General features: G+C 63.8%; 13 protein-coding genes. 4 read left to right on the top strand and 9 right to left on the bottom strand.

Annotation, left to right across the window (positions count from 1 at the left end; genetic code table 11):
• Positions 1–58: 58 nt before the first annotated feature.
• A complete protein-coding gene (gene pstS, locus O3297_RS02485) occupies positions 59–1,108 on the bottom strand; it encodes a phosphate ABC transporter substrate-binding protein PstS (RefSeq protein WP_034778123.1) in 1,050 nt (349 codons plus the stop codon).
• Positions 1,109–1,379: 271 nt separating this feature from the next.
• On the opposite strand from pstS, the gene ppk1 reads away from it, so the two are divergent.
• The 3 genes from ppk1 (at position 1,380) to O3297_RS02470 (ending at position 4,256) form a co-directional block, all read left to right on the top strand.
• Complete coding sequence (ppk1, locus tag O3297_RS02480) at positions 1,380–3,473, top strand: polyphosphate kinase 1 (RefSeq protein WP_034778120.1); 2,094 nt, start codon at positions 1,380–1,382, stop codon at positions 3,471–3,473.
• A gap of 26 nt (positions 3,474–3,499) precedes the next feature.
• On the top strand, positions 3,500–3,958 hold the full coding sequence (sixA, locus tag O3297_RS02475; RefSeq protein ID WP_070254143.1) for a phosphohistidine phosphatase SixA: 459 nt from the start codon (positions 3,500–3,502) through the stop codon (positions 3,956–3,958).
• A gap of 172 nt (positions 3,959–4,130) precedes the next feature.
• A complete protein-coding gene (locus tag O3297_RS02470; protein WP_254926692.1) occupies positions 4,131–4,256 on the top strand; it encodes a hypothetical protein in 126 nt (41 codons plus the stop codon).
• Positions 4,257–4,339: 83 nt separating this feature from the next.
• Here the strand turns inward: O3297_RS02470 and O3297_RS02465 are convergent, their stop codons facing one another.
• The 8 genes from O3297_RS02465 to O3297_RS02430 form a co-directional block, all read right to left on the bottom strand.
• A complete protein-coding gene (locus O3297_RS02465; RefSeq protein ID WP_305047649.1) occupies positions 4,340–5,455 on the bottom strand; it encodes a polyamine ABC transporter substrate-binding protein in 1,116 nt (371 codons plus the stop codon).
• A gap of 161 nt (positions 5,456–5,616) precedes the next feature.
• Positions 5,617–8,223 carry an ATP-dependent chaperone ClpB gene (gene clpB, locus O3297_RS02460; RefSeq protein WP_176382777.1) on the bottom strand — a complete coding sequence of 869 codons (2,607 nt, stop codon included), beginning with the start codon at positions 8,221–8,223 and terminating at the stop codon, positions 5,617–5,619.
• Positions 8,224–8,344: 121 nt separating this feature from the next.
• On the bottom strand, positions 8,345–8,818 hold the full coding sequence (moaE, locus tag O3297_RS02455) for a molybdopterin synthase catalytic subunit MoaE (protein WP_034778112.1): 474 nt from the start codon (positions 8,816–8,818) through the stop codon (positions 8,345–8,347).
• Positions 8,815–11,394: a DUF349 domain-containing protein gene (locus O3297_RS02450; protein ID WP_305047648.1), complete on the bottom strand. Its 2,580-nt coding sequence runs from the start codon at positions 11,392–11,394 to the stop codon at positions 8,815–8,817. The genes moaE and O3297_RS02450 overlap by 4 nt, the downstream gene beginning before the upstream one ends.
• Before the next feature lie 194 nt (positions 11,395–11,588).
• Positions 11,589–12,245 (bottom strand): hypothetical protein, encoded by a 657-nt coding sequence (locus O3297_RS02445; RefSeq protein ID WP_305047647.1) that lies wholly within the window; start codon positions 12,243–12,245, stop codon positions 11,589–11,591.
• Between the two features lie 116 nt (positions 12,246–12,361).
• Positions 12,362–15,028: a bifunctional acetate--CoA ligase family protein/GNAT family N-acetyltransferase gene (locus tag O3297_RS02440; protein WP_305047646.1), complete on the bottom strand. Its 2,667-nt coding sequence runs from the start codon at positions 15,026–15,028 to the stop codon at positions 12,362–12,364.
• Positions 15,029–15,129: 101 nt separating this feature from the next.
• Positions 15,130–16,122: a DUF2804 domain-containing protein gene (locus O3297_RS02435; RefSeq protein ID WP_305047645.1), complete on the bottom strand. Its 993-nt coding sequence runs from the start codon at positions 16,120–16,122 to the stop codon at positions 15,130–15,132.
• Positions 16,119–17,396 (bottom strand): winged helix-turn-helix domain-containing protein, encoded by a 1,278-nt coding sequence (locus O3297_RS02430; protein WP_305047644.1) that lies wholly within the window; start codon positions 17,394–17,396, stop codon positions 16,119–16,121. The genes O3297_RS02435 and O3297_RS02430 overlap by 4 nt, the downstream gene beginning before the upstream one ends.
• 408 nt (positions 17,397–17,804) lie before the next feature.
• Here O3297_RS02430 and O3297_RS02425 point away from each other — a divergent pair, with 408 nt between their 5' ends.
• Positions 17,805–21,023, top strand: a complete 3,219-nt coding sequence (locus tag O3297_RS02425; protein WP_305047643.1) for a di-heme oxidoredictase family protein — start codon at positions 17,805–17,807, stop codon at positions 21,021–21,023.
• The last annotated feature ends 32 nt before the right edge of the window (positions 21,024–21,055 follow it).

Below are 21,055 nucleotides of genomic sequence, written 5' to 3'. Positions count from 1 at the left end.
GCCCCGCCGTGCTGCTGGCGGGGACAAGGATGGATATTGCTGTATTCAGACTATCGGATTAGTAGATCGACTTGCCCGATGCGTCTTTCAGGTTGGCTTTCCACGACTCTTGCACCAGTTTCACGACCGATGCCGGCATCGGCACGTAGTCCAGTTCGACGGCAGCAGGGCCGCCGTTCTTGTAGGCCCAGTCGAAGAATTTCAGGACTTCTTTGGCCTTGCCTGCGTCAGCCTGGACTTTGTGCATCAGGATGAACGACACGCCGGTGATAGGCCAGCTGTTCTTGCCAGCCTGGTCGGTCAGGACCACGCCGAAGCCTGGGGTTTGCGTCCAAGGTGCCGAAGCGGCTGCTGCCTTGAAGTTTTCGTCGTCAGGCTGCAGGAAGTTGCCATCCTTGTTTTGCAGCTGGGTGTGCGACATCTTGTTTTTCTTGGCGTAAGCCCACTCGACGTAGCCGATCGAACCCTTGATACGCTGTACGTTGGCGGCGACGCCTTCGTTACCCTTGCCGCCCACGCCCACGGCCCATTTCACAGCCGAGCCAGCGCCGATTTTCGATTTGAATTCCGGGTTGGTTTTCGACAGGAAGTCGGTGAACAGGAACGAGGTGCCCGAACCGTCGGCGCGGTGCACCACGGTGATTTCCGTGTCCGGCAGCTTGACGCCACTGTTCAGCGCGGCGATTTCAGGAGCGCTCCACTTGGTGATCTTGCCCAGGTAGATGTCGCCAACGACTTTACCCGTCATTTTCAGCTGGCCTGGGGTCACGCCGTCCAGGTTGACGATGGTGACCACGCCGCCCATGATGGCCGGAAACTGCATCAGGCCCGCTTCTTCCAGCTCTTCTGCCTTCAAAGGCATGTCCGAGGCGCCGAATTCAACAGTCTTGGCCTTGATTTGCTTGATGCCAGCGCCGGAACCGACGGACTGGTAGTTCAGGCCGTTGCCCGTGTTGGCTTTGTACGTCTCAGCCCATTTGGCGTAGATCGGGTACGGGAAGGTTGCGCCAGCACCTGTCATATCTGCCGCCATGACGGAAGCGGAAGAAAATGCCATCGCTGCCGAAGCACCCACGACGATAAATTTGAACATTTGCTTCATTTGCATATCAAGTCCTCAGGGTTGTTAGGGCTCAAAGTCCCGGTTGAATGCTGCGCAGTCTAGCAAGCGAATATGACAGCTTTATGACATGGGTAAAAATTCCTGAAATAATTGGCTACGCCCGGGGAAATGCCATTTTCGGCGTGAAAAATGACAGCGCGGGCGACGCTTTATGACAGCTTATGTCACGCTTACGTCATATTTCATGATTACACTCACAACGCGTCATACATGATGAAATACGGCTAGAATTAACTATCTGCAAAGACAAAAGAATATGAAACCTGAACTGCACACGGAAGTGACCAAATCGGGCATCCTGCTTGACCGCGAGCTGTCGCAACTGACTTTCAACCGGCGCGTGATGGCCCAGGCGGAAGATCCGAACATTCCGCTGCTCGAGCGCCTGCGCTACCTGTGCATCGTCAGCAGTAACATGGATGAGTTCTTCGAGGTGCGCGTGGCCAGCCTGCTGGCGGCAGGCAGTATCGGCGGTTCGCTGGCGGGCCACCCTGCCCTGGCTGCCAACCTGGAGCGTATCGGCAAGGAATGCCATGCGCTGGTGGAACGCCAGTACGAGATATTAAATAACGACGTCTTGCCGGCCCTGCGCGAAGCGGGCGTGCATTTGCTGCGCGACAGCGACCGCAACGAGGCGCAGCGCGCGTGGGTCAAGCAATACTTCGACCGCGAAGTGCGCCCCCTGCTGACGCCGATTGGCCTCGACCCGGCCCACCCATTCCCGCAAGTGGTCAATAAAAGTCTTAATTTCATCGTCTCGCTGAGCGGCAAGGATGCGTTCGGCCGCGGCACGGCGATCGCCATCGTCAAGGCGCCCCGCGTCTTGCCACGCGTCATCAAGCTGCCGGACGAAATTTCCGGCGATGGCGTGTCTTTCTGTTTATTATCGTCCGTTATCCACGCGCATATCTCGGACCTGTTCGCCGGACGCGAAGTGATCGCCTATTCGCAATTCCGCGTCACGCGCGACAGCGACCTGTGGGTCGATGAGGACGAAGTCAAGAACCTGCGCCAGGCCCTGAAGGGTGAGCTGGTGGGGCGCCAGTTCGGCACCTCCGTGCGCCTGGAGGTGGCGCGCAATTGCCCACCAGAATTGTCGCAGTTCCTGCTCGACCAGTTCAGCCTGGATCAAAGCCGCCTCTACCGTGTCAACGGCCCCGTGAACCTGGTGCGCCTGTCGGAAATGATCGACCACGTCAAGCAGCCGGAGCTGCGCTTTCCGCCGTTTTTCCCCGGTCTGGCCCATAAAGCCATCGGCAACGACATCTTTGCCGCCCTGACCAAGCACGACATCCTGCTGCACCACCCCTACCAGTCGTTCCAGACGGTCATCGACTTCATCCGCAGCGCCGCCTACGATCCCTCCGTCGTGGCCATCAAGCAGACGATCTACCGCACGGGCATGAATTCTGACCTGATGGAGTCGCTGATTACGGCGGCGAAGATGGGCAAGGAGGTGACCGTCATCGTGGAATTGATGGCGCGCTTCGACGAAGAAGCCAATATCAACTGGGCCGACAAGCTGGAACAGGCCGGCGCGCAAGTCGTGTACGGCGTCGTGGGACTGAAGACCCATGCCAAGGTGGCACTCGTCATCCGGCGCGAAGAAGGCTCCTTGCGCTTCTACGCCCACCTGGGCACCGGCAACTACCATCCCACCACCACCAAGCTGTACACGGATTTTGGCTTGCTGACGGCGAACCAGGACCTGGCAGTGGAAGTGAACGAAGTCTTCATCCACCTGACCAGCCTGACCAAGCCGCACAACCTGAACCATTTGTGGCTGGCGCCGTTCGGCCTGCAAAGCGAGATCATCAAGGCGATCCGCAACGAGGCGAAGATTGCCCGTTCGGGCCGGCGCGGGCGCATCATCGTGAAAGTCAACGCACTGGTCGACGAATCCGTGATCCGCGCCCTGTATGCGGCCTCGACCGATGGCGTGAAGATCGACCTGATCGTGCGCGGCGCCTGCACCCTGAAGCCGGGCGTGCCTGGCCTGTCGGAAAACATCAAGGTGCGCTCCGTGATCGGCCGCTTCCTCGAACACAGCCGCATCTACTACTTCCGCAACGACCTGGCGCACGATGTCTACCTGGCCAGCGCCGACTGGATGAGCCGCAACCTGTTCCGCCGCGTGGAAGTGGCCTTCCCCGTACTGGACCGGGCGCTGAAGCGGCGCGTAATCGCCGAGGGCCTGAATCCATATTTGAAGGATAATACAAATGCATGGGAACTGGAGCCGACGGGCCACTATGCGCGCCGCAAGCCACGCGGCAAGCAAACGCCGTTCAGCGCCCAGCAATACCTGATGCACACACTGGGCACGCCGGGCGCGGAGGTCGGCGAATAGGCAATTTCAACACAGAGGAGCACAACATGGATCTCATCTTGTGGCGACACGCAGAAGCCGAGCCGGGCGTTCCCGATCTCGAACGCGCCCTGACCGTCAAAGGGCAGAAACAGGCGCGCCGCATGGGCGAATGGCTCGCTTCGCAATTGCCGGAAAACTGCCGCATCCTCGTCAGCCCCGCCCTGCGCACCCTGCAAACGGCCGAAGCGCTGGGCCGCAAGTTCAAGCTGATGCCGGAACTGGCACCCGGCGCCGAGGCGGAAGATATCCTCAAGGCGGCCAACTGGCCCGGCGGCAAGGAAACCGTGCTCATCGTCGGCCACCAGCCCACCCTGGGCCAGGCGGCCGCCCTGCTGCTGACGGGAGAAGAACAGGAATGGGAACTGCGCAAGGCCAGCGCATGGTGGTTTTCCCAGCGCGAACCGGGCGATCCGATCAGCGTCTATTTAAAAGCCGTGATGGCGCATGACCTGGTAGTGAAATGAAGGAAATGCGCAAAAAGTGCGCTGGGACAAATACTAGCAGGAATTACAACTCGGCAGCCTTGTAAAGCGCTGCCGATCTGCTAGAGTTTAATTGCATCAACTACGTGTTGGAGCACTGCTCTGGCACATTGAGCAACCCAGCGGACAGCCGTCCAACGGCGGCTGAAAGACCATGTTAACCTTCCTCGTTTTTCTCTTCATCGCCATCTTCGCCGCCATCATCGGCTTCGTCGCCTTTGAACTGATCGAAGAAATGCGCGGCAGTCACCACAAGCTGATGGACCGCTACCACGAGTAGCGTTCACCTCGGCAATATCGCATGGCGCCAGCGACGGCCTACAGGCCCGTCCCTCGCGCCATCCTTGTTTTTACACTCCCGTTTTACACTCCTGTCTTGAACTTCGTGTAGATACGCGTCATCAAGCGGCGGATATCGGCCGTGGTCGCTTCCGGTGCGGCCATGCGCTGCTTGTCGGCATCCGACAGGAAGATGGCCTTGTTTTCACCGATGTCCTTGCGTACATACTTGATGCTGGCCGGATTCGGATTCGCGTAAAACACCTTGTTGCTCAGGCTGGCATGCACTTGCGGGCGCAAAATGTAGTTGATGAACAGGTGCGCATTGGTCGGATGGGGCGCGTCGGCCGGGATGGCCATGGTGTCGAACATCAGGGCGGCCGTCTTCGGCACCAGCACCTGGATCAAATTTCCGTTCTTCGCATCGATGGCGCGCTGACGCGCGATATTGATGTCGCCCGACCAGCCCAGCGCCACGCAGACGGAACCGTTGGCCATGTCATTGATATAGCCAGACGAGCTGAACAGGGTCACGTAAGGGCGGATGGCCTGCAGTACCTTGCCCGCTTCCTGGTAATCGGCGGCCGCTTTCGAATAGGCGGGCTTGCCCAGGTATTGCAGGGCGGCCGGCAGCACTTCAGACGGCGAGTCGAGGAAGGACACGCCGCAGGACTTCAGCTTCGCCGCGTATTTCGGGTCGAAGATCAAGTCCCAGGCATTGTCCGGCATGGGCATGCCGCCCAGCGCGGCCTTGACCTTGTTGACGTTGATGCCCACCGTCGTGTAGCCCCACAGCCAGTCGACCAGGTAATCGTTGTTCGGGTCGATCTTCGACAGCTTGGCCTGCAGGTTCGGGTCCAGGTTGCCCAGGTTCGTCAGCTTGCTCTTGTCGAGCTTGCGCAGCAAGCCCGCATCGATCTGCAGGCGCGCCCACTGGGCCGTCGGCACGACGATGTCGTAGCCGGACTTGCCCGCCACCAGTTTCGCATTGAGGATTTCGTTATTGTCGAAAACGTCGTAGCGAACCTTGATGCCCGTTTCCTTCTCAAAATTCTTGATCGTATCGTCGCCGATATAGTCCGACCAGTTATAGATGTTCAGGACTTTTTCTTCCTGGGCATGCGCAGGCAATGCCAGCACGGCTGCCGCCAAGGTCAATCCCACTCCAATGCGCCGCCCTGCTTGCCATGTGTTTGCCATCGTACCGCCTCCGGAATTAGTCAGAAAATAGTGCCGATGATAGCAAGAAGGGCGCGATCAGGTCTAGCCTGATCGCGCCCTTGCTAAGATTCAACCCAAAAGCAAAGACCGGGGTCGGCCCCTCAGGGTCCGACCCCAGCCTTTCGCCGCTGGGGTCAACATTACACCTTGTCCAGCCCCACTTGCGCCCCCGTAAATACCAGGTTGCCGTTCTGGGCGTCGATGCGGATCTCGTCTTTCGGGCCAAACTTGCCTTCCAGGATCAGCTTCGACAGCGGATTTTCGATCTGCTGCTGGATCGCCCGCTTCAGCGGACGGGCGCCATATACCGGGTCGTAGCCCGCTTCGGCGATTTGCTGCAAGGCCGCGTCCGTCAGACTCAGCTGCATGTCCATGCGCGCCAGACGCTCTTCGAGGATCTTCAGCTGGATCTTCGCGATCGCGCCGATGTTTTTCTCGTCGAGACCGTGGAACACGACGATTTCGTCGATACGGTTGACGAACTCGGGACGGAAGTGCGAACGTACCTCGGCCATCACGGCCAGCTTCACGACACCGGGATCATCGCTTTCCATGGCCTGGATCTTATGCGAACCCAGGTTCGAGGTCATGATGATGACGGTATTCTTGAAGTCCACCGTGCGGCCCTGGCCATCCGTCATGCGTCCATCGTCGAGCACTTGCAGCAGCACGTTGAAGACGTCGGCATGCGCCTTTTCCACTTCGTCGAGCAGGATCACGCTGTACGGCTTGCGGCGCACGGCTTCCGTCAGGTAGCCGCCCTCGTCGTAGCCCACGTAGCCGGGCGGCGCGCCGATCAAGCGGGCCACGGAATGCTTCTCCATGAACTCGCTCATGTCGATGCGGATCATCGATTCTTCCGTATCGAACAGGAAGGTGGCCAGCGCCTTGCTCAGCTCGGTCTTGCCCACGCCAGTCGGCCCCAGGAACATGAAGGAACCATACGGACGGTTCGGGTCGGAGAGGCCGGCGCGCGAACGGCGGATGGCGTCAGCCACGGCCGTGATCGCCTCATCCTGGCCCACGACGCGCTCATGCAGCTTCTCTTCGATGTGCAGCAGCTTGTCGCGCTCGCCCTGCATCATGCGCGACACGGGAATGCCCGTCGCGCGCGACACCACTTCGGCGATTTCCTCGGCGCCCACTTCCGTGCGCAGCAGCTTCGGCTGGTCGGGATCGAGTTTCGGGATGCCGCTGTCAGCCTGCTTGAGCTGGGCTTCCAGCTGCGGCAGCTTGCCGTATTGCAGCTCCGACACTTTCTGCCAGTTGCTCTCACGCGTGGCCTGCTCCATCTGCAGCTTGACTTGTTCGATCTCTTCCTTGATGTGCGTGCTGCCCTGCACCACGGCTTTTTCCGCCTTCAGGATTTCCTCGAAGTCGTTGTACTCGCGCTGCAGCTTGACGATCTCTTCCTCGATCAGGCCCAGGCGGCGCAACGATGCTTCGTCCTTTTCCTTCTTGACGGCTTCGCGCTCGATCTTCAGCTGGATCAAACGGCGTTCCAGCTTGTCCATCACTTCCGGCTTGGAATCGATCTCGATCTTGATCTTCGCCGCCGCTTCATCGATCAGGTCGATCGCCTTGTCGGGCAGGAAGCGGTCCGTGATGTAGCGGTGCGACAGCTCGGCGGCGGCGATGATGGCCGCGTCCGTGATTTCCACCTTGTGATGCAGCGCGTATTTGTCCTGCAAGCCGCGCAGGATGGCGATCGTCGCTTCCACGGTCGGCTCGTCGACGAGCACTTTCTGGAAACGGCGTTCCAGCGCCGCATCCTTCTCGATGTACTTGCGGTACTCGTCGAGGGTGGTCGCGCCCACGCAGTGCAGCTCGCCGCGCGCCAGCGCCGGTTTCAGCATATTGCCGGCGTCCATCGCGCCTTCGGCCTTGCCCGCGCCCACCATGGTGTGCATCTCGTCGATGAAAACGATGGTTTGCCCTTCATCCATGGCCAATTCCTTCAGCACGGATTTCAGGCGTTCCTCGAATTCGCCGCGGAATTTCGCGCCAGCCAGCAAGGCCGCCATGTCCAGCGACAGTACGCGCTTGCCTTTCAGCGATTCCGGCACTTCGCCATTGACGATGCGCTGCGCCAGGCCTTCAACGATGGCCGTCTTGCCCACGCCCGGTTCGCCGATCAGCACGGGATTGTTCTTGCTGCGGCGCTGCAGGATCTGGATGGTGCGGCGGATTTCATCGTCGCGGCCGATGACAGGGTCGAGCTTGCCCTTGCGTGCCCGCTCCGTCAGGTCCAGCGTGTATTTTTTCAGGGCTTCGCGCTGGCCTTCGGCCTCTTGCGAGTCGACCTTGTTGCCGCCGCGCACGGCCTCGATGGCCGCTTCCAGGGCCTTGCGGGTCAGGCCGTTTTCGCGCGCCAGCTTGCCGCAGTCGGACTTGTCATCCGTCATGGCCAGCAAGACCATTTCGCTGGACACGAACTGGTCGCCAGCCTTTTGCGATTCCTTGTCGGCCAGATTCAGCAAGGCCACGAATTCGCGGCTGACCTGCACGTCGCCGCCCGTGCCCGATACCTTCGGCAAGCGTTCGATCGAGGCGCCCAGGGCCTTGGACAGGCCGCCCACGTTGACGCCAGCCCGCTGCAAGAGCGAGCGGGCGCCGCCGTCGTCCTGGTTCAACAGGGCCGTCAGCAGGTGGACTGGTTCGATATAGGGGTTGTCGTTGCCCACGGCCAAGCTTTGCGCATCGGCCAGGGCTTCCTGTAATTTGGTAGTGAGTTTGTCTTGTCGCATGAAAAGCGCTCCCGGTTAATTAGTTGTTAACCAAATTGGGGTGAGGCAGTACTTTTCAAGCATACACAAAGCAGAAAACCGCTGCATTTGGGCAAATGCTAGCGTGCGCGACAGATACGATTCAAATGGTGCTTGCTTTTACCGTCCACTTGTCCAGCGCCGTCTCGTCGCTATCGCGCGCATCGACCCAGCGCGCCCCTTCGGGCGTGTCTTCCTTCTTCCAGAACGGCGCTTCCGTCTTCAGGTAGTCGATGATGAACTCGCAGGCGGCAAAGGCCTCGCCCCGGTGGGCGGACGAGACCGCCACCAGCACGATCTGCTCCTGCGGCAGCAAGGGGCCCACGCGGTGGATCACCAGCGCACCGGACAAGGGCCAGCGGCCGCGCGCCTGCTCGACGATGGCCTCGATGGATTTCTCCGTCATGCCCGGATAGTGTTCGAGCTCCATGGCGGCCACGTCCAGTCCCTCGTTCATGTCGCGCACCGTGCCGACAAAGCCGACGACGGCGCCCACCTTGGGGTTGCCTGCGCGCAATTGTGCGATTTCTTGACTCAAGTCAAAATCGGCGTGCTGGACGCGGACACTGGTACTCATTTGGCATGCCCTCCGATGCGGCGCAGCAGGGTTTCGATGCGGCTGGCCGTGCGCGCATCGGTGGCGGCGGGAATCGCGCACAGCTGCATCAGCTGCGACACTTGCGTGAGCGGCTTCTGGCCCGATTTCAGCGACGATTGCAACACTTCCACCTGCATCTTCAGGCGGTCGCGGGCAAATTCGGCGCCGCTGTCGACGCCGGCGACGATTTCCAGGCGCAAGACTTCCTCGAGCAAGCGGGCCTCGTTGGCCTGCAATTGCTGCACGTAGGCGGCGGCACCCTCGCCCAGCGCGGCCTGGGCGGCGGCAAAGCGCTGCTGCAGGCTGCGTTCGTATTGCGTGTCGAGCGGCGGCAAGGCGCTCCAGCGTTCGGACCAGGTGGCAGCATCGGCGCCGGCATCGCCCTCAGCCAGCGTGGCTTCCAGCGCCTGCACAAGGCGCAGCTTGTCGCGCAAGGCGTTGGCCTGCGCCGCACCGGCGCGCTCGGCGATGGCGTCCGCTTGCGCTTGCACGCCAGCCACGGCCGCGTGGTAGCGCTGCTCGATCTTCGCTTCGCTGGCGCGCGGCACGGGACCGGTAGCGTTCCAGGCGGCGCGCGTGTCGCGCAGCAAGTGATTGATGAAGGCCGTGCGGGACTTGTCGTCGCCATCCGGCACGACGGCCGTTTCCAGCGCGGCGCACAGCGCTTCGCGCGCATGCAGGTGTTCGCGGCGCTCGTGATCGGCCGCGTGGGCCGTTTCCTTGCGCTTGGCGAAGATATCGTCGCAGGCGGCGCGGAAGCGCTGCCACAGCGCCTGTTCCGCGCGGCGTTCCAGCGGCAGGGCTTTCGCCAGTTCCTGCCATTTATCCTGCAATGCTTTGAGCATGTCGACCGTGTTGCGCTCCGATGGCTTGAGCAAGCCCACTTCGACGATCAATTGTTCGCGGCGCGCCGTCTCGATCTGGCGCTGCGTGTCCAGCGGCTTCGACAGGGCGTCCAGCGCGGCGCCGAACTCCGTATCCAGGCGTTTCTTTTCCTTGCGGTCGATGGTGCCCAGGCGCGTCCACGCCTGGCGCAGGCGCTGCGAGGCGGAGGCGACGTGTTTCCAGTCGGTGCTCTCTTCGGCAGCCAGGGCCGCTGTTTCCGCGATCAGTTCCTGGGCCTTGGCCGCATTGCCGTGGCGCTCTTCGGCCAATTGCTTGAAATGCTGGGCCGCCGGCGCATACGCGAGGCTGCAGGCCGCGTCAAAACGTTCCCACAGGGATTTGGGCGCCGGGCCGGACAGGGTGTCGAGCGACTTCCAGCGCTCGCGCAGGCTGCCTACTTTCTTGGCCAGCTCTGCCATTGGGAGTTCTTGCGCCGGCAATTCCTCGCCCGCTTTGACCAGCTCCTCGCGCGAGACGTTGCCGCCCCAGCGCGCCCAGTCGGCCAGGCGCTTGAACTCACCGCGTACGTGGGCCAGGCGGTCCGCCTGCGCAGGCGTCAGCCGGCCGTGCTTGCTATCGCGCAAGGTCTTGTCATGCTCGGAAGCCACATGCAACAAGCCATCCTGCAGGGCTGCTTCCATGGCGTCGAGTACTTTAAAGAATTGCTCCGTCGCTTCTTTCGACACGGGCGCGTGTTCCTGGCGCGGCTTGCGCGGAGCGGGCTCGGCATGGGCCGCTGCGGCCTCTGGCGCTGCCGCCTGCACGGGCGCCGGTGCGCTGGCCAGCACGGCCGCAAATTGCTGCTGCAGGCTGTCGGACAAGGGCGACTCGGGCAGGCGCGGCAGGGCTTGCCACGCACGCTTCAGGGTATCCACGTCGAGTGCGGCGGCATCCTGCGCCTGCCATTCCGCCAGCGCGGCCTGGCGCGCATCGAACACGGCCTGGTGTTGCTGCAAGGCTTGCAAGGCGGATTGCGCCTGTTCGCGCGCCTGGCTGAAATCGTTTTCCAGGTGTTTCGGCAAGGAAGCGCGCTCGGGCGATTGCGCATGCTGCGCATGTTCCGCATCCAGACGGGCCAGCGCCTGCGCCAGGTCGCCGGCGGACTGGCCATTGCTGGCCAGCGCGCGCGCGGCGGCGACGGCATCGATCACGGCGCGCTGCAGTACCACTTGCGCTTCCAGGCGGGCGGCCAGGGCGGCGCGCGCGCCGGCGAAGGCGGTCGCCAGTTCCGGCGTGGCCTTGATGACTTGCCATTGGCGATCCAGCTCGGCGACCTGGTTCGGGCTCAGCTTTTCATCGTTCAACAGGCGCTGGGCCGTGTCGATGCTGGCCTGGGCGCGCTGCGTCTCGGCGGCCTGGTGGCGGATCAGGTCGATGCGACCCTGCATCAGCTTGGCCACGCGTCGGTCCGTGTTGCGCATGGCCTGGTGGACTTTTTCCAGCAGGGGCAAGGCATGGACGTGTTCGGCCGCGATCAATCGGGCATCGGCAAATTCGCTGGACAGGATGAATTCTAAGGCGGCGGCTTCGTCGCCGGCCACGGCATGGGCACGCGCAACCTGTTCGGCGCGGCGCGATGCGCTCTGCGCCGAGGCGGCGGCCTGTTCTGCCACGACAGGATCGGGGACGGCAGTCTTGCTGGCAGAACGCTTGAAGAGAAATTCGAACATGACGGGTTTCGCGTGGATCAAAACCACCATCATAACAAAGCCCGGGGTATTGCATCGGACAGGGCTGAACAAGTTATCAAATGAATAAAGCGAATCTTTTCCCTGGATTTTCCCCTATGGCGGCGCGCCAGTCAGCATCACAAAAACGCCCCTCCTGCGGACGCCGCCCGGCGGGGTGTGCGCTCGCTACCCGCTCAAGCCTGCGCGCGCAGCGGCGGTGGCGGCACGGCCGGCGCGGACTGTGCGCCATCCGCTGCCGTTTCAGCGCTGTCGCCGGCTGCCGGCAAGGGTGCTGGCCAAGGCGCTGGCAAAACAAAGGGCAGCACTTGCGCCTTGCCACGGCGCGCTTCCTGCGCGCGCGCATCGTGGGCGAGGAACTGGTAGGCGATGGCAAACCACGCCTCGCCGACGATGACCTTGCGCGCCAGGGCGAACAGTTCGCGCTCTTCTTTTTCCAGCCGCTGCAGCAAGGCTGCGCAAAAGGCGTCGATGGCGGCGCACAGCTGTTCGGCCTGCAATTCGGAATGGTCGATGGCGGCGCCCGCGCGCTGCTGCACCACATTGATGCTTTCCAGCGCCGCGTGGTTCAAGCCGTTGATTTCATTCAACAGACCATCGGCATGCGGCGCGGCCTGGCGGATGGCGGGGATCAGATACATCTCCACCTTGCGCCAGTAGCCCCCCTGATACAGCCGGTTCAGCCAGTCGCCCGCATACTGCAGCTGCGCCAGGCTCAGCCTGCTTTGCTGGCGCAGCTGCACATGCATGTACTTCTGAAAAGCCAACAAACTCATGCGGATGCTGGCCTGTTCCACCGACAGGGAAACCAATATATATGTTGCAGTAAGCATGCACTCACTCCCGAAAACGCGCTGGATATGTCATCCTGGAAGTGAAAGTGTAAAGACTACCGACAGGGACGGGTTTGATCCTGCACAAACCCGCGGCTGGCCAGCCGCGCTTTCTTTTACGGCGCGCGCAGGCCGATATGCAGATTGACGACGCCAGGCTCTTCCGACGGCGTGACTTCGCCGCCAAAGCTCTTCACCAGCCGCTGCATGCCCTTGTTGCGCGCCATCGCCTCGCCCACCAGCGCTTCCGTGCCCCGGCTGCGGAAGTAGTCGACGAGCTTTTCAAACAGGATGTGTCCCAGTCCCTTGCCCTTCAGGGCCGAGCGCACGGCGATGGCGAAATCGGCGTGGATATTGTCCGGGTCCGCCACGGCGCGCACCACGCCCAGGGTTTCCGGCTTGCCGTCCGGTCCCGTGTGCGTGGCGATGAAGGCCATGGCGCGGTCGTAATCGATCTGCGTCAGGCGCGCCAGCTGCGACACGGGCAATTCGCGCATGGACGTGAAAAAGCGCAGGCGCACATCGTCCGGGTCCAGCGCGTGGAACAAATCCATGTGCTGCGGCGCGTCCTCGGGGCGGATGGGGCGCAGCAGAATCGGCTGGTCCATCCACGTCACCTGCTCTTCCAGTTCCTGCGGATACGGGCGGATGGCCAGGCGGTCGCGCTGCTGGCCCGGCTGCAGGCGGATGCGCGCATCGAGGGCGATCACGCCATCCGCATCGGCCACCAGCGGGTTGATGTCGAGTTCGGCCAGCTCGCCGATGTCGGCCACCAGTTCGGCCACCTGGATCAGGGTGTAGCAGATGGCGTCGATGTCGGCCGGCGGCTGGTTGCGGTAGCCGGCCAGCAGTTTCGACACGCGCGTGCGCGCCAACATGTCGCGCGCCAGCACCATGTTCAGGGGCGGCAAGCCAATGGCGTGGTCGGCCGTCACTTCCACGGCGATGCCGCCCTGCCCCACCAATATCACGGGGCCGAAGGCGGCGTCCGTGGTGACGCCGACGATCAATTCATGCGACTGCGGCCGGCGCGCCATCTGCTGCACGGTAAAACCGTCGATCAGCGCGTCGGGACGCATGCGGCGCACGCGCTTGAGCATGGCGGCGGCGGCCGTGCGCAGGATGTCGGGCGTGTCCAGGTCGAGCGCCACGCCGCCCACGTCGGATTTGTGGGCGATGTCGGGCGAGTGGATTTTCAGCGCGACGGGATAGCCGATGTCGGCCGCCACGGCCAGCGCCTCTTCCACGTCGGCCGCCATGCGCGTGGTGGCGACGGGAATGCCGTAGGCGGCCAGGATTTCCTTCGAGCGGCATTCGCCCAGCACCGTCTGGCCGGCCGCCAGCGCCGCGGCGACGATTTCGCGCACGCGCGCGCGGCGCGGCGTGGCCGACATGGGCAGCTGCGCCGGCACCTGCATCAGGGTTTCCTGGTTGCGCCGGTATTGCACGATCTGCATGAAGCCATGCACGGCTTTTTCCGGCGTGTCGTAGGTGGGAATGCCGGCCCGGTTGAACACCTGGCGCGCAGGCGCCACGGTGGTGCCGCCCAGCAGGCACGACAGCACCGTGCGCGAGGTGGCCTTGATCAGCGGCGTGACGGCTTCGGCGATGTCGATCGACGAGACCATGGCCGTGGGCGCGTGCAGCAGCAGCAAGGCGTCCGCCTGCGGCTCGTCGAGCAGCGGCTTGATGGCGTCGGCATAGCGCTGCACGGCCGCGTCGCCGGGCAAGCCCACGGGGTTGTCGTGCGACCAGCCCCGTGGCAGCGCCTTTTCCAGCGCGATGACGGTATCGGGCGACAGTTCGGCCAGCTTGCCGCCGCTGCTCACCAGCGCATCGGTGGCCATCACGCCCAGGCCGCCGCCATTGCACAAAATCGCCAGGCGCTCGCCGCGCTGGGAGCGGATATGCGTGAGCGTTTCCACGGCGTCGAAGAGCTCTTCGGCCGAATACACGCGCAGCATGCCGGCGCGGCGGATGGCCGCGTCGTACACGGCGTCGGAACCGGCCAGCGCGCCCGTATGCCAGGCCGCCATGGCAGCGCCTTCCGCCTCGCGCCCCGCTTTCAGGACGATGACGGGCTTGCTGCGCGCGGCCGCCCGCGCCGCCGACATGAATTTGCGCGCCGCCTGGATGTCTTCCATGTACAGCAGGATGGCGGCCGTGTCGATGTCGCCGGCCAGGTAGTCGAGCAGGTCGCCGAAATCGATATCGTAGCTGGCGCCCAGCGAAATGAACTTGGAAAAGCCCACGCCGTGCGCGTTGGCCCAGTCGAGCACGCCCGACACCAGCGCGCCCGACTGCGACACGAAGGCGATCTTGCCGCTGGTGGCGCCGACATGGGCGAAGCTGGCGTTCAAGCCCAGTTTCGGCACCAGCAGGCCCATGCTGTTGGGGCCCAGGATGCGCAGCAGGTGCGGCTTGGCCGCCTTCAGCATGGCCAGGCGCAGCGACTGCTCGCGCACGGGGTCGAGGCCGGACGTCATGACGATGGCCGCGCGCGTGCCCAGCGCGCCCAGTTCGCGGATCAGGGCCGTGATGGTGGCGGGCGGCGTGCAGATGATGGCCAGGTCCGGCGCCTTGGGCAGCTGCGCCAGCTTGCGGTAGCATTTCAAGCCCATCAGCTCGTCGTACTTGGGATTGACGGGCCAAATCTCTCCCTGGTAGCCGCCGCCCAGCAGGTTGTACAGGGCGATGGCGCCCAGCTTGCGTTCGCGCGCCGTGGCGCCGATCAGGGCCACCGAGGCCGGCTTGAACAGCTTGTCGAGATTACGGATACTCATGTTCTGGCCTCATGGATTGCCGGAGCGGCTACGCCCAGTGTATAGGATGCCTTGCCAAAAAAACTTGACCTTGTCGCGCGTTTCGCAAAAAAACAGTGCGCCTACCAGCGCGAGCGGTGGCTTTCCGTTACCCCGGCCAGCTGCGCCACGATGCGCTTGGGAGACTCCGCGCTGGTGCGCACCCAGCCGCTGAAAGTGCCGATCGGCTGGATGTAGCGGCTGGCGGCGATCCACAGGTTTTTATCCTCGCGCCGCGCGCCCTCGGGCTTGAAGTGCAGGTCCAGCAGATCGTCGTCCGTCCATACATGCCACGGCGCCAGCGGATTGTCGGGATTGAAGTCGAAATGCGCGCGGCCCAGGGCATACAGCTGGCCATCGAGCCACAGCGCATTTTCATGCGCGCCGAAATAACCAGCCTGCAGGTTGAAACCCAGGTCCAGACTGTGCGCCGAGGCCCAGCGCCATTCCGTTTCGCGCGCCAGCAAGCCGTTCGAATAATCGAAGCTGGCCACGCCATCGTCCAAGCTGTAGCCCATGGCGCCGCAACGCACCGTGCCCCACAAGGGCAAGCCGCCCGACTTTTGCGTGGCGTGCACGCTGCCGCCCTCGCCCACGGGTCCCACGGCCAGCAAGGTGGGGGCCACGGGCGGGCCGAATTCCGCATCGATGCCGAAATGGCCGCAATCGAGCCGCAATCGGTAGCGCTGCTGCGGCTGGGCTTCGATGCTGATTTTTTGCGAGAAGAACCGGAAACGGCTGCTGGCGCCCGCATGCGGCGCCACCGACGCGCACAGGCCGGGAATGCCATCCTGCGAAAAGCTTGCCACGATCTTGCCCTTGTGGCGGTCGAAGGCATACGCGAAGGCCGTGCTGGTCCAGCCCAGGTCGACGATGGCCACGCCGCAGAACAGGGTCGGCGTGGACAGGGCCACATAGTGCCAGCGCTTGTGGTGGAACAGGCGCCAGAGGGCGCCGCGCGCATGCGGCGGCGCCAGCGCCACCCAGTCGAAGGCGCTCAATTGGCCCGTGTAGCGGCCAAAGCAGGGAACGCCATCCGCGTCGAGCAGCTGGGGAGGAGCCGGCGGCAGCATCATGCGGCCCGCCTTGCGGCAGCGCCGCCGTCGTGCAGGGCCTCGGCCAGCTGCACACCGAAAGCCGCCGGCTGCGCCTGGGCTATCTCGACCTGCGGGCAGGCATGCCAGAGCGCCAGCCGCTGCACGGCGCCAGCCACGTCCTGCACCAGGCGGGAGCTGAGGCGCACGCCCTCTTCCAGCACCAGCGACTTGATCTCGAAGCGCCCCTGCGCGCGGTGCGCCTTGGCGTCCAGGCGCCCCACCAGCGCGCCGCGCCGCAAGATCGGCAGGGTGAAGTAGCCATACCGGCGCTTCTCGGCCGGCGTGTAGCATTCGAGCCGGTAGTCAAAGCCGAACAATTCCAGGGCGCGGCGCCGGTCCCACACGACGGGGTCGAACGGCGACAAGATCGTCGTCAGGCTGGGCGCCAGCTTGCCCGCAGCCGCCGCGCGCAGCAAGTCCCCATGCTCGGCATGCACGTACACGGCGTCATCCCAGCCGGCTACCGTGCAGCGCAGCAGCGCGCCTTCGTCCACCAGCGCCTGCAGATCGTGCGCCAGGCTGGCGCGCGCTTGTTTGGTGCGGAAGTAGTCGCTGATCCAGCTGGCCCGCGCCAGCCCCAGCGCCTTCACGCTGGCCAGCAGCAGGCGCCGGCGCACCTGCTCTTCGGGCGGCAGCAAGCCGTCGTGCCAACCCGGCAAAACGCGTTCGGCCAGGTCGTAATAGCGCTGGAAATTGTGGCGCTTGGCGATCATCAGCACGCCCGAGGTAAATAGCACTTCGAGCGAGCGCTTTTCCGGCTTCCAGCTCCACCAGCCGCCCGCCTGGCCATCCGTGCGCTCGAAATCGGCGGAGCGCGCGGCGCCGTTGGCGCGGATATGTTCGAGCACCGAGGCCACGGCCTCGCCCTGCTCGGCCATCCATTTGACGGAGTATTTCCAGCCCATGGCGGCCGGGTCCAGCATGCGGTGGCGGTACAGGCCATAGTCTTCGATGGGCACGAAGCAGGCTTCATGCGCCCAGTATTCGAACAGCGCGCCCTCGGCCAGCAATTGCTCCAGCCATGGCTGCGGATAGTCGCCCAGCCGGCTCCACAGCACCAGATACGGGCTGCGCGCCACCACGTGGATGGTGTCGATCTGCAGCACGCCCATCTGCCGCACGGCGGCCAGCACATCGGCCTTGACGGCTTTCCTGCGGCGCGCCTGCAGCAAGCCCTGCGCGGCCAGGTGCAAGGCGCGCGCGGCGGGCAGCGAGAGCGGCGGGAGTATCGGTATGGCGGGCGGAATCGGCAAGGTCAGTTCTTCCTCAAAAAAGGGGACGCGCAGTCGGCAGGCATTTCAGGAAGATACCGCATTCCCGTCGCGCGCCACGCATTTCTTGCTGAATTTTATTCATGCTATCGCCCATTATTATTCATCTTGCGCACCAGCATAGTGCAAAAAACCCGGGCGACATGAACAGTTGATGACAAGTCCACGAGACCGCTTGACATGCCTCATGCGCTTCTATAACTTAAGAAAATTATTGCCATACAGCAATTAAAACTGCTCCCCCCATCTTTGTCCGCCATGTCCTTCCTTGCCGCCCCCTGGCCGCAAGGCGCTGCCGTGACGGTGGAGCATGCGCAACACCATCGACGGGGATGCGGAGACGTCCATTCTGACCAATCTTGCATAATCAATAAAAACAAGGAAGATAGCATGCACACATCCCTGCTTCGGCCCCGGCAGCACCCGGCCGGCTTTATCCACTTTTCCAGGCGGCGCTTGCCGCTGGCCCTGGCCCTGCTGCTGGCCGCGTGCGGCGGCGGTGGCGGCGACAACCCGGCCACGCCCGCCACGGCGCAGCGGCTGCTGGCGCAAACGTCGGCGGAAACGGCGCTGACGCCCGTCGCCGCCACGGCCAGCTCGGCGGAACGGGGCGACCTGTCGGCCAGCGCCGCCATCGACCGCAACGACAGCACGCGCTGGGGCAGCGGCTTTACGGACAACGAATATCTGACCCTCGATTTCGGCGCCTCGCAGCGCATTACCCGCGTGCATATCGCCTGGGAAAACGCGCACGCCAGCGCCTACCTGCTGCAGGTATCGGACGACAATACGCACTGGACCACCATCCAGAACGTCAGCGACAGCAAGGGGGGCATAGAGGACATCACGGGGTTCGACGCGCAAGGCCGCTACCTGCGCATGCAGGGCGTCAAACGCGCGGGTCAGTATGGCTACTCCATCTTTGAAATCCAGGCATTTTCGGGTACGCCCGTGCTGCCGCCCGTGACGCCGCCCGTCACCGAACCGCCCCCGGTCACCATCGATCCGGGCCAGCCGGGCATGGATATCCGCCCCGTGGCCGCCACTTCCTCGCCCGTGGAAAACAACGGCATGTCCGCCGCCATGGCGATCGACGGCAAGACGGGCACACGCTGGGCCAGCAAATTCGAGGACGGCGCCTGGATCCAGTTCGACTTCGGCGCGAAGACGCCCGTCGGCTACATGAAACTGCTGTGGGAAAACGCATACGGCAAGCAGTACGCGCTGCAGGTCTCCGACGATGGCCAGAAATGGTCGCAAGTGCGCTACGTGACGAATGGCCACGGCGGCACCGAGGAATTCTTCAACCTGGGCATCAATGCCCGCTACATCCGCCTGCAGGGCGTGGCGCGCGCCACGCAGTATGGCTACTCGCTGCTGGAAGTGAGCTTCAAGACGCCGGGCAGTGACAACAGCCTGCCGTCGACTGCGACGTCGGCCCTGAAATTCCCCGCCAACGGCACCGGCTGGACACCGCTGCCGGCCGCCGCCCAGCCGCTGGAAAGCCTGCAATTCACCCTGGCAGACGGTACCCTGGTGACGCGCTTCGGCGCGCGCGGCCTGGCGCGCCATGGCCGCGAACGGGGCGAGGAATGGAATGAAATCGGCTACGGCCCGAATGAAACGGTCGATCCCGTCACGGGCCTGCCGCAAGACAAGGGGCCGGGCAATTACCTCACTTTCGTGCCGCAATACTTCAAGAACCGCACCTGGGGCGTGGAAATCATCGACAACAGCAAGGTACGCGGCGTTACCAAGCCCACGCTGATCGTCAACCAGTACACCACCGTCGATTTCCTGTCCGGCGGCGTGGCCTTCTTCCGCGGTTTCGACCGTCCCGGCGTGACGGGTTACGGCTGGATGTCGCCCGGCGAACTGGTGGACCGCAATGTCCCCGTCTGCAAGCCGACGGCCTACCCGGCCAACGACAGGCTGACGAACGCCAACGGCATCAATGGCGCCTGCACACTGCTGATCAAGGAGTACCCGGGCCATGGCGGCCTCGATGCCGGCGGCATGCCGAATGGCACGGACGTCAAGGCGCGCGCGCTGACGGCGGGCGACATCATCGAAGTGTCGCCATCGATGTTTTCCACTACCGCCTCGATGGCGTCGAAAGGCGATGCCGGCGGCATCCGCTACTACTCGTACGAATGGACGTATGTGGTGGGCGCGGGACTGCGGCCCTGGTATGGCGTGCAGCCGCGCCTCAATTCCGTGCCACTGCCGGAGGAAACGCTCTCCGGCGGCCTCGGTTCCGTATCGTATAACTACTCGGACAACGCCCTCTTCATGTTCCAGCAGCCGCACAACAATATCGGCATGCAGAACATGCAGCGCTTCGTCGAGGGCCGGCGCCTGGTGCATACCAACTTCACCACCGGCGAGCATAACGAAGGCGGCAACGACCGTTACGCGCCCGCCGTCGGCCTGCAGGGACAGCGCTACGGACAGTCGGCCTGCATCGCCTGCCACGTCAACAATGGCCGCAGCCCCGCGCCGATGGCCCTGAACCAGCGCCTCGACACGATGGCCGTGCGCGTCGCCAGCATCAATGCGGCGGGGCAGCAGGTGCCGCACCCGCAATACGGCACGGCGATCCAGATGAATGCCGTCTCGCCTTCCGGCGTGCCGCAAAACTGGGGCAACGGCGTCAGCGTGGGCGGTTTCACGACGAGCGAGACCACCCTGGCCGACGGCACGCAGGTCGAACTGCGCAAGCCGACGCTGGCCTTCGAAGGCCCCGTGCCGCAAGTCGTTTCGCTGCGCGCGGCGCCGCCCATGATCGGTGCGGGCTTGCTGGAAGCCGTGCCGGAAGCCGACATCCTGGCGCGCGCCCGCAGCACGCCGGATGCCGACGGCGTCAAGGGCCTGCCCAACTATGTATATGAACCAGAGACGGGCGCCGTGCGCCTGGGCCGCTTCGGCTGGAAGGCCTCGAAAGCCACCTTGCGCCACCAGGCCGCCGACGCGCTGCTGCTAGACATGGCCGTCACTTCGCCCGTGTACCGCAACCGCGCCTGCATGGCGGGGCCGGTAGCCTGCGCGGCGGGCGGCGCCCAGCCAGGCATCTCGGAAGCGGACCTGCAATCGATCACGCAATACCTGGCCCTGGTGGCCGTGCCGGCCCAGCGCAGCATCGCCAGCGGTTTCCCGAAAGGCGTGGCGCCGATCGAGGAGCTCAAGGTCGACCCGCAGCAGGTTTCCGCCGGCTCGAAGCTGTTCCAGGGCATGCGCTGCGCTGCCTGCCACACGGTGGAAATGAAGACGGGCGCGGGCCACCTGTTTGCGGAACTGCGCAACCAGACCATCCGTCCGTACACCGACCTGCTGCTGCACGACATGGGTCCCGAGCTGGCCGATACCTTCACGGAAGGCCAGGCGCAAGGCAGCATGTGGCGCACGGCACCGCTGTGGGGCATCGGCTACACGGAAAAAGTCATGGGCAATGGCGGCGGCAAGGCTGGCTACCTGCATGACGGCCGCGCGCGCAGCCTGACGGAAGCGATCTTGTGGCACGGCGGCGAAGGGACAAAAGCGCGCCAGCGTTTCGAGAACCTGTCGAAGACGGACCGCGACGCGCTGCTGGCGTTCCTGAAGTCGCTGTAAAGTCGGCCTGAACGCCTTGTCCTGGCGGGACC

The sequence above is a fragment of the Janthinobacterium sp. SUN128 genome (assembly GCF_030587275.1).
Classification (GTDB): Bacteria; Pseudomonadota; Gammaproteobacteria; order Burkholderiales; family Burkholderiaceae_D; genus Janthinobacterium; species Janthinobacterium lividum.
The sequence above is the reverse complement of the archived record's forward strand: the minus strand, read 5'-3'. Positions and strand labels throughout refer to the sequence as shown.